General features: G+C 74.0%; 12 protein-coding genes and 1 pseudogene. 2 read left to right on the top strand and 11 right to left on the bottom strand.

The features are described 5' to 3' along the window. Window positions 1-4: 4 nt before the first annotated feature. The 7 genes from GTY56_RS33145 to GTY56_RS33115 all read right to left on the bottom strand — a co-directional run bounded on the left by GTY56_RS33145 (window position 5) and on the right by GTY56_RS33115 (window position 5,780). On the bottom strand, window positions 5-496 hold the full coding sequence (locus GTY56_RS33145; protein WP_161368975.1) for a MarR family winged helix-turn-helix transcriptional regulator: 492 nt from the start codon (window positions 494-496) through the stop codon (window positions 5-7). Window positions 497-538: 42 nt separating this feature from the next. Further along, window positions 539-1,222, bottom strand: a complete 684-nt coding sequence (locus tag GTY56_RS33140; RefSeq protein ID WP_161368974.1) for a hypothetical protein — start codon at window positions 1,220-1,222, stop codon at window positions 539-541. Between the two features lie 129 nt (window positions 1,223-1,351). Then, window positions 1,352-2,155, bottom strand: coding sequence for an SAM-dependent methyltransferase (locus GTY56_RS33135; RefSeq protein WP_161368973.1), 804 nt, complete (start codon window positions 2,153-2,155; stop codon window positions 1,352-1,354). Between the two features lie 129 nt (window positions 2,156-2,284). After that, entirely contained in the window at window positions 2,285-2,770 is a 486-nt protein-coding gene (locus GTY56_RS33130; RefSeq protein WP_202511065.1) for a hypothetical protein, read from the bottom strand. A gap of 72 nt (window positions 2,771-2,842) precedes the next feature. Beyond that, window positions 2,843-3,517 (bottom strand): polysaccharide deacetylase family protein, encoded by a 675-nt coding sequence (locus GTY56_RS33125; protein WP_161368972.1) that lies wholly within the window; start codon window positions 3,515-3,517, stop codon window positions 2,843-2,845. After that, complete coding sequence (xynA, locus tag GTY56_RS33120; protein ID WP_161368971.1) at window positions 3,514-4,191, bottom strand: endo-1,4-beta-xylanase XynA; 678 nt, start codon at window positions 4,189-4,191, stop codon at window positions 3,514-3,516. Before xynA ends, GTY56_RS33125 begins: the two co-directional genes overlap by 4 nt. Window positions 4,192-4,454: 263 nt before the next feature. Continuing rightward, on the bottom strand, window positions 4,455-5,780 hold the full coding sequence (locus GTY56_RS33115) for an FAD-dependent monooxygenase (protein WP_237525142.1): 1,326 nt from the start codon (window positions 5,778-5,780) through the stop codon (window positions 4,455-4,457). A 215-nt stretch (window positions 5,781-5,995) separates the two neighbouring features. On the opposite strand from GTY56_RS33115, the gene GTY56_RS33110 reads away from it, so the two are divergent. Both GTY56_RS33110 and GTY56_RS33105 read left to right on the top strand, forming a co-directional pair. Beyond that, on the top strand, window positions 5,996-6,994 hold the full coding sequence (locus GTY56_RS33110) for an ATP-binding cassette domain-containing protein (protein WP_161368970.1): 999 nt from the start codon (window positions 5,996-5,998) through the stop codon (window positions 6,992-6,994). Next, window positions 6,991-7,824, top strand: coding sequence for an ABC transporter permease (locus GTY56_RS33105; protein WP_161368969.1), 834 nt, complete (start codon window positions 6,991-6,993; stop codon window positions 7,822-7,824). The genes GTY56_RS33110 and GTY56_RS33105 overlap by 4 nt, the downstream gene beginning before the upstream one ends. 262 nt (window positions 7,825-8,086) lie before the next feature. Here GTY56_RS33105 and GTY56_RS33100 read toward each other — a convergent pair whose 3' ends face one another. The 4 genes and pseudogenes from GTY56_RS33100 to GTY56_RS33085 form a co-directional block, all read right to left on the bottom strand. Further along, on the bottom strand, window positions 8,087-9,013 hold the full coding sequence (locus tag GTY56_RS33100) for a thiopeptide-type bacteriocin biosynthesis protein (RefSeq protein WP_161368968.1): 927 nt from the start codon (window positions 9,011-9,013) through the stop codon (window positions 8,087-8,089). A gap of 38 nt (window positions 9,014-9,051) precedes the next feature. After that, a complete protein-coding gene (locus GTY56_RS33095) occupies window positions 9,052-10,596 on the bottom strand; it encodes a nitroreductase family protein (protein ID WP_161368967.1) in 1,545 nt (514 codons plus the stop codon). Continuing rightward, window positions 10,593-12,500, bottom strand: coding sequence for a TOMM precursor leader peptide-binding protein (locus GTY56_RS33090; protein WP_161368966.1), 1,908 nt, complete (start codon window positions 12,498-12,500; stop codon window positions 10,593-10,595). The genes GTY56_RS33095 and GTY56_RS33090 overlap by 4 nt, the downstream gene beginning before the upstream one ends. Continuing rightward, window positions 12,487-13,728, bottom strand: a pseudogene (locus tag GTY56_RS33085) (hypothetical protein); the annotation flags it as partial. The gene GTY56_RS33090 and the pseudogene GTY56_RS33085, both read right to left, overlap by 14 nt.

Below are 13,728 nucleotides of genomic sequence, written 5' to 3'. Positions count from 1 at the left end.
GCGCTCAGGAGAAGGAGTCACCGGGGGCGGAGACGGGAACGGCCGGGGCCTCCACGAACACCTCGGGTACCCCGTTGTCCACGACGACCCTCGACAGCAGAACGGCCAGCCGGTCCCGCTCGGTGCCGTTCAGCCCGGACGGCAGGGCCTCCATACGGCGGCAGGTCTCGGCGTAGAACTTCCCGGCGAGCGCGGCTCCTTGGTCCGTCAGCCCCACTCGCACGGCCCGTCCGTCGCGCGGGTCGGCCTCCCGCCGTACCAGCCCTCGCCGCACCGTCCGGTCCACCAGCCCGGTCAGGCTCGACTTCGCCAGCCCGAGTGTCTCGCCGAGTTCGCTCATGCCGTACGGCTGGGGCATCAGCACGCACAGCAACTGCCCCTGCTGCGGCGTGAGTCCGTACGCCCGGCTGGCCTCCGCGTACACACCGTCGACCAGGAACGCCGCACGCACCAGCGCGGCGACGACCCCCACCTGTCCGGCTGCCCCGTTCCCCATCGGGTCAGGGTACCGACCGGTCTGTCGCGGCGCCGGGGTGCGTCACTCGTCGTCCGGCGCCTCGCCCTCGATGAGGCGTTCGGCGATGTCGTCGGCCCACTCCTGGGCCCAGCGGCGCAGTCCGGCGACGGCCCGGGCGTCGAGGCCGGCCGCGGTGAACGCCCTGTCGTCGAGCCAGTCCGTGCCGGTCAGCCGGGCCTGGAGGTCGGTGAGGTCGAAGGTGTCGGGGGCGTGGCGGCGGCCGAGCTCTTCGAGTTCGGGGTGGCTCCAGCGGGCCGAGGCGGCGTGGACGTCGACCAGGTCGCGCGCGAGTCCGCGGTCGGCCAGGTCCCGTACCCGGGTGCCGGTGAGGTCGTCGAGGGAGAGCGCCGGGCCGAGCTCGGTCTCCACGGGCGGGCGCCACAGCATCTCCTTGTGCAGGGCGACCTCGCACTCCACGGCGCTCGCCGGGTCGGTGACGAGGAACTGGGCGGACAGCGGCCCGGTCTCCAGGGTCTGCACGAGCCAGCCCCGCCCGACCAGCCCGGTGCGGACGGTGTCGGCGATGGTCTCCATCGCGGCCGGGTGCTCCGTGGCGGCGTCCACGTCCGGCCCCGCCCGCTCCAGGAGCCCGTGCGCCAGTACGGCGTAGCCGCCGGCGAGGACGAGGGAGTGGGCCTCACCCACCGCGAGCAGATCACCGAGGAGCCGGCCGGCGGGCTCGGGGACGGGGGGAGGGGCGGGCATGTCCTGATTATCGCGTGGGGGCGGGCGTGGGCTGCGGTGACCGGCCCGGACGGGTGACGGGGCCGGTGGCGCGCACGGGGGCGGGAACTGCGCGTCCAGCCCCCGCCCCGTCGCACCGGACCACGCGCCCTACGCCTTGCGCCCCACCCCGCAGTACGCGTCCACGGCGCCGTCACCGAAGCCGGCGTCACCGGGAGCCCCGGGTCGCCACTCGGGAACCCTCACCACCCCCGGCTCCACCAGCTCCAGCCCGTCGAAGAACCCGGCGATCTCGGCGACCGGCCGGACGTGGTACGGCACCGCACCGCTCGCGTTGTACGCCTCCGACGCGGCGATCATGCCCTCGCTGGTCGCGGTGCTGTCGCTGATCACCAGGTGGCTTCCGGCCGGCAGCCCGGCCATGAGCCGCCGCACCAGCTCACGGGCCCGCTCGTACTCGGCGACGTGGCCCAGGGTGTTGAGGATCATCAGGCCGACCGGCCGGGAGAGGTCGAGCGTGCCGGCGGCGGCCTTCAGGACGGCCTCGGGGTCGTACAGGTCGGCGTCCAGGTACGCGGTCCTGCCCTCGGCGGTGCTGGTGAGGAGGGCGTTGGCGTGGGCCAGCACGATGGGGTCGTTGTCGACGTAGACGATCCGGGCGTCCGGAGCGACGCGCTGGGCCACTTCGTGCGTGTTGTCGGCGGTGGGCAGTCCGGTGCCGACGTCCAGGAACTGACGTACGCCCTGCTCGCCGGCCAGGTACTCGACGGCCCGCCCCAGGAAGCGGCGGCTCGTGACCGCCACGTCGACCAGCCCCGGGAAGATCGACTTGATCTGGTCGCCGATCTCGCGGTCCACCTCGTAGTTGTCCTTGCCGCCGACGAAGTAGTTCCAGAAGCGGGCCGAGTGCGGCTTGGAGGTGTCGATGCGGTCGCGCAGGCTGTCGTCGGACACGGCGGGGGCCTCCTGGGGGGCGGGGAAGGGGGACCGGTCCCCAACCTAGGCGAACTTCCCGACGCGATACGGGCGTTGCCCCACCGTCCGGACGCCCGCCGCGCGGTTTCGGCCACGACCGGCCCGCTGCTACACCCCGCGGGAGGCGATGCCGCCCGGGTCGCCGCCGCCCTCGTGCCCGTGGCGCTGGGTGACCAGCCAGAACGCCCAGGCCAGGGCCCACAGCAGGAGTCCGGCGGCGACCGGGGTACCGAAGATGATCAGCAGTCCGGCGCCGATGTTGGCCCCGACGCCCCCCGCGGTCAGGATCCGCCAGCCCACCCCGAGCATGAGACCGAGCACCACCAGCGGCCCGAGCACCCCCCACCACCGCCGGTCCATCGCCCCGCGCAGCGCACCCCGCACGAGCACCGCCGCACCGGCCACCGCCAGCACCAGCGCGAGCCCCCCGGCGACGGCGGCCACGCCGTCCCCGACGTCCCACGGCTGAAACGCGTAGTCGAGCTCACTGGCCGGCAGCCCGGCGTAGTTCTGCTGCCCCATCAGCCCCCAGGCCGCCACAGGCACCCCACCGACGAGCGCGGCCCCGGCCGCCACCATTCCCCGATCAGTCATACGCCCAGGATCGGGGGATGGCAGCGGGCGGTCATGAGCACGCGTACTCAGCTGTCCCGGGTACGGGAACGGTCAGGACGGAGCAACCGCGCGGCCCGTTCCTGGGGAGATCGTGCCGGGGCACAGGCCTCGGGAGGTCAGGGTCTGGGCTATGCGGGGGATGGCTGCCAGGGTGTTGGACGGCCAGTCGTGCATGAGGATGATCTGGCCGTTGGTGAGGCGGGCGACGGACCGGACGATCGCGTCGGTGCTCGCGCCGTTCCAGTCCTGGGAGTCGACGTCCCAGATGATCTCGGTCAGGCCGTGGCGGGCGGCGACCGACTTCACCGTCGCGTTCGTCTCGCCGTACGGCGGGCGGAACAGTTTCGGGGTGCCGCCCCCCGCGCCGGCGATGGCCTGCTGGGTGCGGGAGATCTCGGAGTCGATCCCGGCCTGGCTCAGCCGGGTCAGGTGCGGATGGGTGTAGCTGTGGTTGGCGACCCACATGCCGGCGGCCACCTGAGCCCGGACCAGGGCGGGGCGGGCGGCCGCGTACTGGCCCTGGTTGAACATCGTGGCCCGCAGGCCGTTCCGCCTGAGGGCGTCGAGGAGTCCGGTGGTGGTGCCGGACGGGCCGTCGTCGAAGGTGAGTCCGACGTATCCGGTGCAGGCGGCGGTGTGCGCCGGGGCGGCGGCCGAGGCCGTGGTGGCCGTCAGGGTGAGGGCGGCGGCCGTCGCGAGGAGGGCGAGCGCCCTTCCCGTCGTCACGGCCCGACCCGGATGCTGGAGTTGCCGCTGCTCCGGTACCCCTCGGTCGCCATGATCATGTAGTACTTGAAGTTGCCCAGCGGCATCCCGGCCCGGGCCCACGCGTCGAAGTGGTTCCCGGTCGTGATGGTGCCGCCGGTCCGCTTCGTCTGCCGCACGCTCCAGTACTGGTCGAAGGTGCGCACGCCCTCGACGGACGGGGCGTTGTACCGCGTCGTCTTGTAGATGTCGTACGTGCCGCCGTCGCTGGTGACGGTGCCCTTGTACGTGCCCGTCGGCCGGTAGGTGCCCCAGTTGTCGACGATGTAGTACTCCACGAGCGGGTTGGCGGTCCACCCGTAGAGGGTCAGGTAGGCGTTGCCGGACGGGTTGAACGTGCCCGAGTAGCTCACGGTGCGCCGGGCGCCGGTGCTCCAGCCCTTGCCGGCGACGAAGTTCCCGGTGTTCCGCCAGGACGTGCTGTAACTGCCGCCGGACGACAGGGTCATGGAGACCGTGCCGGGCGCGTCCGTCCAGAACGAGTAGTAGTAACCGTTGTTGGTGCCCGTCTGGTTGGTGGTGACGACGGTGTCGGCGTGCGCGGTGCCCGGCATGGTGAGGGCCGCGACCGCGACCAGCAGCATGGTGCAGACGCTGCTGATGAGCAGCCGGAAGCGGCCTGGTGACTCCTTCATGGGGTGCTTCCTCCTCGTCCTCGTGGGGTGGGTCGATGGGGGAGCTCTGTCCTCCGGAGTGTTGGCCGGGCCCTGTCAACTGTCAATGGTTTCGGCGACTCCTGCGAAATATTCGATGGTGGACGAGTGCGGGGTGGTCCGGGCTTTCCGCTGTTCAAGCCGGATTCCGGGGATGCCGTGTCGCGAGTGGGGCCATCCGTCGTGGCCTTCGCTCTCGCGGAGGGCGTGACTCTCTTTTTCGAATGTTTCGGAGACCTTCCGGATCAGGCCGGAACCACGCTGCGGCCCGTCTCGTGCGCGTAGAGCGCCGCACGGTCCCGCAGGGCCGCGTGCACCGCCATCTGCGCGTCCCTGCGGCGCTGGGCGGGGCCGTCCGGGAGGTGCAGGATGCCCGCGTTGCCGCGGGAGCCGCGCTGGACCTCCGCCGTCCGCGGGATGCGCAGTGACTCGTAGCGGGCCAGGCGGTCCGCGATCGCCTCGGCCGGCGCGTCGGCGAGGCAGGCCGCCAGGTCCATCGCGTCCTCGATCGCCTGGTTGGCGCCCTGCGCCATGAACGGCAGCATGGGATGGGCCGCGTCGCCGAGGAGGGTGATGCGGTTCGTGGACCAGGTGCGCAGCGGCGGCCGGTCGTGCAGCGCCCACTGGTGGGTCGTCTCCACGGCCGCGACGATGTCGGCGACCAGACCCGTCCAGGAACCGAAGACCGCCCGCAGCTCGTCGGGGTCACCGGGCCGGGACCAGGACTCGCGGGGAGGCGTGTCGGACGGCAGCGGCACGGTCGCGGCGTAGCTGAGGTAGGTCCCGGACGCGACCGGGTAGGCGACGAAGTGCCCGCCGGGGCCGAGCCACAACCGCACCAGGTGCTCGCGGGCCTCGGCCGGAAGCGCGTCCACGGGAACCAGGCCACGGTAGATGCCCAGGCCCGAGTAGACCGGCTCGTCGCGGCGCAGCGTCTCACGGACCGTGGAGTGGATGCCGTCCGCGCCGACCACCACGTCCGCCTCGCGCTGCGAACCGTCGGCGAAGGTGAGCCGCACGCCCGTCCCGTCCGGCCGTTCGCGCGCCGCGCTCAGCCGCCGGCCGAGACCCAGCCGGTCCCGGTCGACCAGGGAGAGCAACGCGTCGTGCAGATGCGCCCGGTGGATCGTCAGATACGGCGCCGCGAACATGCGCTCGCACTCGGCGCCGAGCGGCGTGCGCGCGATGGGCCGCCCGTTCCAGCCGCGTACCTCCATCGCCTCGATCCGCACCCCGTGCTCCCGCAGCGCCGGACCGAGGCCGAGGCGCAGCAGCGGCCGGATCGCGTTGGGCGAGAGCTGGACGCCGGCGCCCACCTCCGCCAGTTCGCGGGTCTGTTCGTGGATCACGTACGGCGTGCCGTTCGCGCTCAGCGCGCCGGCCAGGGCCAGACCGCCGATGCCCGCGCCGATGACGGCGACCGCCGGCCGCTGTCCGCCGGACGGCTCCGCGGAGTTCCAGGGCAGCCGCCCTCCTGTGTCTTCGCCCAACAGCACCTCGGGGACCGCCTTCCGGGTCTTGGCGTCCCGTCCGTCACCGCCGTGGCGCGGGCGACGTGGACGCACTGTCATCGGTCGTGTCCCCGAGCATGTGGCGCCCGCCCCCGGGCGGCAACGTCGTGCCGAGCCGTGCTGACAACTGTCGCCGCTTGCGTGACGGACGTCATCGAAACCCCCGGCACGCCTGCTGCCGCACCCCCGCCCGGCCCTAACTTCCGGAAGGAGACCACCCGTTACGACACCTGGAGGCACGCGGTGACACGCGAACGAGAAGTGGAGCGACCGCGGTGACCGCGGTGGCCGTCGACGGCCTGCTCAAGAGCTACGGGGACCACGAGGCCGTGCGCGGCGTCGACTTCGCCGTCGAGGAGGGCGAGATCTTCGCCCTCCTCGGACCGAACGGCGCCGGAAAGACCACCACCATGGAGATCCTGGAGGGCTTCCGCCACCGCGACGGCGGCGACGTCCGGGTCCTCGGCCGCGACCCCGGCGACAAGGCCGACGGGCGGTGGCTGCGGGGGCAGATCGGGCTCGTGCTCCAGGACATCGCCGTCGAGCCGTACCTGTCGGTGCGCGAGACGATCGCCCGCAACGCGGGCTACTACCCGGCCCCGCGCGGCGTCGACGAGGTCATCGACCTCGTGGGGCTCGAAGAGAAGAAGGACGCCAAGGTCAAGGACCTCTCCGGCGGCCAGAAGCGGCGGCTCGACCTCGCCCTCGGCGTCATCGGCGACCCGAAGCTGCTGTTCCTCGACGAGCCGACCACCGGCTTCGACCCGGGCGCCCGCCGCGGAGCCTGGGAGGTCGTACGGAGCCTGCGCGACGCCGGCACCACCATCCTGCTGACCACCCACTACATGGACGAGGCGCAGGCCCTGGCCGACTCCGTCGCCGTCATCGCCGCCGGGCGGATCGTCGCCGCGGGCACACCCGACACCATCGGCGGACGCGACACCGCCCTCGCCCGCATCCGGTTCGCCCTGCCGGCCGGTGCCGCCATCGACGACGTGCCCATTCCGGTCAGCGACGCCGAGGACGGCCTCGTCACCGCCGAGGCCGAGGAACCGACCGCCACCCTGCACCGGCTCACCTCCTGGGCCCTGGACCGGGGCACGCCCCTGGAACGGCTGACCGTCGAGCAGCCCACCCTGGAGGACGTCTACCTCGGCCTGACCAGTACGTACGCGGAGCAGGACGCCTCGTCCCCGTCCACCGGGCGGGGCAGCACACCGGCCCCGGCGGCGTCCGCCCGCCGAGGGCGCCGACCCGGACGGAGCCGACGATGACCAGCACCCTGCCCCCCACGACCACCGCCACCGCACGGCGGGCCGAACGCACCGGGCGCGAACGGCCCGACGAACGGGGCTCCCTCGCCCTGCTCGCCCACCAGATCCGCTACGAGCAGCTGTCGTTCTGGCGCAATCCGCAGTCGATGGTGTTCACCTTCGTCCTGCCCATCGTGATCATCTCCGTCTTCGGTGCCGTCTTCGCCGGCAGCGAGAGCCAGGACTTCTTCTTCGGCCTGAACGGACTCCAGTACTACACCCCGACCATCGCCGCCGTGTCCGTTCTGGGCGCCTGCTACGGCCAGTTGGCGATCGTCCTCGCCATGCGCCGCCAGACCGGCGTCCTCAAGCGGCTGCACGCCACCCCGCTGCCCGCCTGGGTGTACTTCGCGGGCCTGCTCGTGCACTGCGTCGTCGTCAGCGTCGTCGACGTCGCCCTGGTCATCGGCATCGGACGGCTGTACGGGGTGCCCTGGCCGGCCGACTGGGCGGCCCTCGCGCTCACCCTGGTGCTCGGCGCGGCCAGCTTCTGCGCCCTCGGCGTGGGCGTGGCCTCGCTGATCCGCAACTCCGAGGCGGCGCCCGCGGTCGTGCAGTTCATCCAGTTCCCGCTGGTGTTCATCTCCGGCAGCTACTTCCCGATCCACTCCGACGTCATGAACAGCATCGCCGGGCTGCTGCCGGTGAAGCCGTTCAACGACGCCATGCTGGCGCCGTTCGCCCACCAGGGCGGCTTCCAGTGGAAGGAGCTGGCCGTGCTGGCTGCGTGGGGCGTCGTCGGTGCCCTGATCGCCGTGCGCAGCTTCCGCTGGGATCCGCGCCCCGAGTAGACCCAGCAGAGCCAGGCGCGTTCCGACCTCATCGAGGGGGCCTCCCAGGAGGCCCCCTCGGCGCATGCCCGGCCCCGGGAGAGCTCCGGCCCCCGGGAGAGCTCCGGGCCCCGGGAGAGCTCCGGCCCCCCCGGGGGACGGCACGGCGGCGCGGGTGGCAGGGGCAGGGGAGGGACGAGCCGTGTGACGCACACGCCGAAGAGGCCCGGCCGGTGAGGAGAATCCGGCCGGGCCTCGCGCGGGCGCCCAGGGGCGCGGGGGATCACCCCGTGGGCACCAGGCCTGGCGCCTGTGCCGCTGCCGGCACGGGGAAGACGTGGGACAGCCAGGCGTAGGTGCGCAGTTCCTCCAGCAGGCTCAGACCGAGGCGGTTGTGGAGCATGTGCGCGTGCGAGAAGAGGATCATGCCGGGGTGGACCGGCGAGTGCCGCCGGATCTCGGCGGCGTGGGAGGCCAGGGCCTCGTGCCAGCCGCTGAACGGGCCGTGGGCGTCCGGGGTGACACCGGCCGAGGCCGGGTCCTGGACGACCGTGGTGATCCGGTCCAGCAGGTCGGCGGAGTGCCCCGCGTCGCGCGCCCACGCCCGCCAGGCGTCCCGGCCGCGCGCGAAGTAGTGGGCGCGTTCGTCCGGGCCGCCGAGGGCGACCGCGGCGGACAGCGTGCCGCGCAGGGCGAGCCGGGCACGGCGGGCCTCGGAGGTGACGAGCGGAGCCAGACGCAGGACCAGGTCGCTGGAGAGGTGGAAGAGGGACTCGGCCGCCGGCATCAGGGCGCTGCCGCCGTACCGCTCGTACTCCGGTTCGTAGCCGGCGCGGTGCACGCCGGGCGGCAGCAGCGCCCGGACGGTGGTGTTGACGCCGGTCTCCCCGGCGGCGGCCAGCCGGGACGCGCCCTGCTGGTAGGCCTCGGCCGCCAGCGGTTCCTCGCCGGGCGCGAGCCGGCCCGCCGCGGCGAGCCGGTCGCGCAGGGCCCGCTCCACGCGCGCGTGCGCGTCCGCGGACAGGTCCGCGACGCGCAGGCGCAGGTGAGGGCCCGACTGCCAGTAGCGGATGAAGAACCACGGCGTCGCGGGCGGGAGTTCGGCGACCGTGGGGCCGATGACGTCCGTGAGGACACGGTCGTGCGCGCCACGGGCGGTGGTGCCGAGGTGCAGGTGCCAGGCGCTCCAGTCGTGCGGTGTGGTGGGCATGCGTGTTCCTTGTCCGGTCGGTGGGCTGTTCCAGGGCCTTACGTACGCAGGTCCAGCACGGCACCCCCGGTCTCGCGCGGTACCCCGGCCACCGCCGACAGGACGATCGTCTCGTCCTCGCCCAGACCGAGGACCTCCTTGGTCTGGATCTCCTTGAACGCCCGTACCGGCCGCGCGAAGAGGCCCTCCGCGGCAGCGGCGAGACACAGGCCGTGGACCGCCCAGCCGCAGGCGTGCTGGGCGGCGCTCCAGCCGGCGGGGCCGAAGCGGGCGAACAGTGCGCGGGGCCGGACCGAGAAGAAGACGGTGAGCGGGGCGTCGGCGATGCCGCAGCCGTTGACCGGCGTCAGGCCGTAGCCGTAGTTGGCCTCCAGACCGGCGGGGACGGTGGGGTCCCGCCGGAGCAGGTGGGCGGTGCCGTCGTGGACGCGGTGTGTCCCGGGGGCGTGGCCGTCGATGTGCTGGACGACGGCGGTGACGGTGACTTCGTCGAAGGCTTCCGCCAGGAGCGGGTGCGGTGGGGGGACTCCCAGCCAGGCCAGGGCCGTGGTGAGGGTCCTGGCGGGGAGGGGGGTGAGGCACCTGGCCGAGTCCATGCCGTGGAGGGCTCTGGGCATGCGGCCGGAGTGGCGGTGCCAGAGGAGGTCCGACCAGGTGGGGGTGCGTTCTGAAGGGGGCAGGGTGGGGGGTACGGCTGTGGTGACGGGTGCGGGTTCGCCGTGGCTGGTCGCGCGGTTCCCCGCGCCCCTGAGTCCATAGGGCTGGGCCCGGTTGACACGGACCACGTCGGCGAGGGAAGGGTCGCCTTCGGGGGCCGGAGTCTCTGTGATGCCGGCCGCCGTGTGGCTTGTGCCATGCGACTCATCCAGCTCGACCAGCCACGGCAGCGACCACTCCCAGGTGTGCTCAACACCCAGCTCGCGCAGCAGCTCCGGGCCGTCCTCCGTCGGCGGCGTCAGTGTCGCCGGGACCCCGAAGAGCTCCAGGCCCAGGCTCAACGCGCGCAGCACGATGCCCGTCTCGATCGCCACCAGCGAGCCCCGGAACCATTGGTAGGCCCGGGGGATCGCGGTGTAACGGCCGGTCAGGGCGATGCGGCCGGGGGCGCCCGTGCCCGGGCCCGTGAGGGTGTGCCGGGCCGGCTCCAGCAGGCGCCAGTCACGGCCGTCCCCCACGAAGGCGTGGACGGGGAACAGGCAGCGCGGCGAGGCGTAGGAGCGGTGTTCGTTGTACGGGTTCTCCGGTTCTCGGCGCAGGGGCGCGAACGTGGCGGTCAGGGCGTGGGCCAGGGCCTCCGGTGACGCCGGGCCGGGGGCCGGGAGCCACGGGTACGGCAGGGCCGCCAGGCGGTCGGTCGTGCCCGGCGGCAGTGGACTCGCGGGCCCCTGCGGGCGCGGCGGCGGGGGCGGCACGTGGGCATCGGGTGGCGGTGTGGCGGCCCAGGTCCACGGCGGTGGTTCCGGGGCGTCGTCGCCGGCGCCGTAGGCGTACCACAGGGGCTCGCGGGCGATGCTGTTGTCGCCCTCGGGGCCCGGCAGGTCGACCGGGGCGCGCCGCGTCCAGGGCTCGGCGGGGGCCGTCACGGGAACGGGTGCGGGTCGTAGGGGATCGCCCGGTGCTCCTGGCCCGTGCCGCGCAGGGCGGCGCGCAGCCGGGGCAGTCCGTCCAGACGCTGCTGGGCGTGCCCGAAGCACATCGGCACGATGCCGGGCACGACGGCGCGGGCCACCGCGATACCGGCGTCGGCGTGCTCGCGGCTCGTCTGGTCGACGACGACGATCCGGTCCAGGCCGGCGTCGGCGAAGAGGGAGGCCACGTACCGGAGGGTGTCGCGGACATCGCCGCCGGACGCGCGCTCCAGCCGTCCCGGCCAGTCCGGGAACGCCTCCTCCAGGGTGACGGCCGGGCCACCCAGTCCGGCCAGGGCGCGGTCCCGGGTCTCGGGGATGGAGGAGAACCGCACGTGGTCCTCCAGTTCCTCCACCAGCCACGGGTCCTCGACCATCCGCTCGACCTGCTCGCGCGTCCAGTCGACCGGGTTGGTGACCAGCTGGGCGACCTCGCGCAGTGCGCCGCGGATCGCGGACTCGGGTTCGGCCCCCGAACCGGCGGAGGAGAAGGTCGCCGGGAAGGGGTCCTTCTCGTTCACGGCGATCACCCACACCACCGGCAGGCCGATGTCCCGGGTGGCGACCAGGAGATGGACGTCGTAACCGCGCGCCCGGATCAGCTCGACCATGGCCCGGCTGGTGGGGTCGGTGAGCGTGCCGACCGGAATGTGGGGGAGCGGCGCCGCCCGGTACCAGGACGTCAGGAAGGCGTCGCGTTCCGCCAGTTCGAAGAGGGAGTGCAACGCGGCCTCTTCGTGGTTGGCGCCGACCGCGCAGCCGCTGGAGCAGTCGAAGAAGTAGTGCCGGCGGTGGGCGGCCCCGGCCACGCGCGCCGCCCGCCGGTCCCGGCGGAAGGCGTACTCGTACTGGTAGAAGGCGTGGTCGGCCGGTACCAGCAGCGGAGTGCCGTCGGACAGGTCGTGGCCCCACGCCCAGTCCATGGGGGTGTCGGCGGTGAACGGCGTCGCCCTGCTGGTCGGGTGGGCGAGCTGCTCGGCGGTGTAGCGGCCGAGACTGCCCGGGTCGACGGCCCGTTCGGCGACCTCGCGGTACGAGCGGCCCGTCAGCAGGGGGATGTCGTAGGGGTAGCCGCCGAGCCGCTCGTACGCCTCCAGTACGGCGACCGGTTCGGTCTCCGCGAACGTACGGGCCCTGCCGTGGCCCATCGCCGGGGCGTCCGCGACGACGGCCATGCTCATCGCGAACGGGGCGTGCGACTCGCGCAGGATCGCGCGGACCGGTCCGAAACGGTCGTCGACGAGCCGGTCGCGCAGGAAGCCGGGCTCGACGAGACGGCTCGCGGCGGTGCGGGTGGCGTCCCCGGGCACGGCGGGCCGGGAGCGGAGCGGGCGGGGCGCGGGGGGCTCGGTGGTCGCCGTCAGGTCCTCGGGGGTGGGACCGCAGGCCGGGCAGTGGAAGCTGCGGGCGATGCGGTGCCGGCGGGTGCCGCGGACCGTCACCGAGTAGGCCTCGCCCGGTGCGAGGGGGTGAGCGGCCAGGTGGTCCAGGCCGGTGCGCAGGAGTTCGGGCAGGAGTGGTGCGGGCGCCGCCGGGACACGCGTGGCCCGGGTGAGGTCGCCCACGAGCGGATGGTCGAGGACGGTGCGTTCACGCACCTCCGCGCAGGCGGCACAGCCGGTGGCGGTGTCCGGCACCCACAGGGGACCGACCATCACCTCGTCGTCGTACACCCGCACGGACAGGTGGGGGCCGCCGGCCCGCGCGACGTGGTCGCGTTCCCAGGTCAGGTCCCAGCCGAGGTTGACGGAGACGGTGGCCCCGGTGGCCCGGGCCAGGGGCGCGAGGGCGGGGAGCCAGTCGTCGTACGCCGTCGGGGGCAGGGCGGGACCGGCGGTGATCGCATCAGTGGTCTGCATCGCCGGACTCCTCGGCGGTCGTCGGGACGGCGCGGACGGTCACCGGGCCGTGCCAGAAGGGGAGTTCACCGAGCACCGGGTCGGTGCGGCGCGGGTGGCCCTCGTGGACGGCGGTCGCCGAGAGCTGCTCGCGCAGCGCGGCCCGGGCGGTGCCGTCCGCCGTCAGCAGGGCGTCGGTGGAGAGCCGGTCGGCCGTGCCGCCGCTCTGTGCGACGGCCAGTGCGGTGCACAGCGCGGCGTACGTCGCGTCGGCGGCGGTCGGGCCCCAGCCGCGGCCGAGCGGCCGCCCGGCGGCGGTGACCTCGGCCAGCGGCCAGCCGACTCCGGCGTACCGGGTGACGGCGAGCACGGGTTCGGCCCCGCCGAGCAGCGCCCGTACCTCGGCGAGGACGCGGCGGCCTTCCGCGTGCGGCGGGGTGTCCGTGTCGCGGCTGTCCCCTTCCTCGCGGGCGAGGTGGCGCAGGGCGCCGTCCAGCAGCCAGTGTTCGCGGGTGAGCCCCGCCGCCGGGACGCCGGGGGCGCCGGTGCCGCGGTCGCGCAGGGCGGCCAGGGCGGCGGCGATGGCCGCCGTCTCCTGGTGGGCGGCCCAGGCGGTGACCGTGCCCGTACGGTCCGACCGGTGCTCCGCCGCGCGCAGGGCCAGGGGCATCTGCGGCAGGTCCTCGCCCTGCGGGAAGGCGAAGAGGCCGGTCCAGCGGGCGGTGAGGACCCCGGCGGCGCCGAGCGCGTCCTCGGGGGCGGGGAAGGGTTCGGCGGGGGCGCCGCCGAGCCGGACGGCGACCGCTTCGCTCACGGGGGCGCCCGTGACGGTGACGCGGTCGGCCGTCAGATCCGGCCCGTGCACGACGTGGGCCTCACCGGTCTCCGCGACACCCGTGAGGGTGTCGGTCAGGAGCTGCGCGGCGAGCGCTCCCGCGAGGGAGTGGGCGATCGGCCCGGTCGCGGGCTCGACACCCTCGGCGTCCGCCCAGGTCCTGGCCCGGTCCCGGAAGACCTCCCAGACGCCGGGTGCGACACCGACGGGACCGACCAGCACCGGACCGGGTCCGAGCAGCACGGGCACGTGCAGCGTGCCGTCCCTCTCGGTCCACGTCCGGTCACCGTCGAGAAACTCGACGACGACCCCGGTCACGTCCTCGCTCGTCACAGGTGCCGTCACCGCCGGGTCGCCGGCGGGAGTTCGGGTACCGGGTCCGTTCACCGCCGGGCCGCCGGCGGGAGTTCGGGT

The sequence above is a fragment of the Streptomyces sp. SID5643 genome (genome assembly GCF_009872555.1).
GTDB lineage: Bacteria > Actinomycetota > Actinomycetes > Streptomycetales > Streptomycetaceae > Streptomyces > Streptomyces iakyrus.
The sequence above is the reverse complement of the archived record's forward strand: the minus strand, read 5'-3'. Positions and strand labels throughout refer to the sequence as shown.

Excerpts from the sequence above, each read along its gene's own strand:
- GTY56_RS33145 (WP_161368975.1), bottom strand. The coding sequence starts at position 496 with ATGGGGAACGGGGCAGCCGGACAGGTGGGGGTCGTCGCCGCGCTGGTG.
- GTY56_RS33140 (WP_161368974.1), bottom strand. The coding sequence starts at position 1,222 with ATGCCCGCCCCTCCCCCCGTCCCCGAGCCCGCCGGCCGGCTCCTCGGT.
- GTY56_RS33130 (WP_202511065.1), bottom strand. The coding sequence starts at position 2,770 with ATGACTGATCGGGGAATGGTGGCGGCCGGGGCCGCGCTCGTCGGTGGG.
- xynA (WP_161368971.1), bottom strand. The coding sequence starts at position 4,191 with ATGAAGGAGTCACCAGGCCGCTTCCGGCTGCTCATCAGCAGCGTCTGC.
- GTY56_RS33115 (WP_237525142.1), bottom strand. The coding sequence starts at position 5,780 with ATGACAGTGCGTCCACGTCGCCCGCGCCACGGCGGTGACGGACGGGAC.
- GTY56_RS33105 (WP_161368969.1), top strand. The coding sequence starts at position 6,991 with ATGACCAGCACCCTGCCCCCCACGACCACCGCCACCGCACGGCGGGCC.
- GTY56_RS33100 (WP_161368968.1), bottom strand. The coding sequence starts at position 9,013 with ATGCCCACCACACCGCACGACTGGAGCGCCTGGCACCTGCACCTCGGC.
- GTY56_RS33090 (WP_161368966.1), bottom strand. The coding sequence starts at position 12,500 with ATGCAGACCACTGATGCGATCACCGCCGGTCCCGCCCTGCCCCCGACG.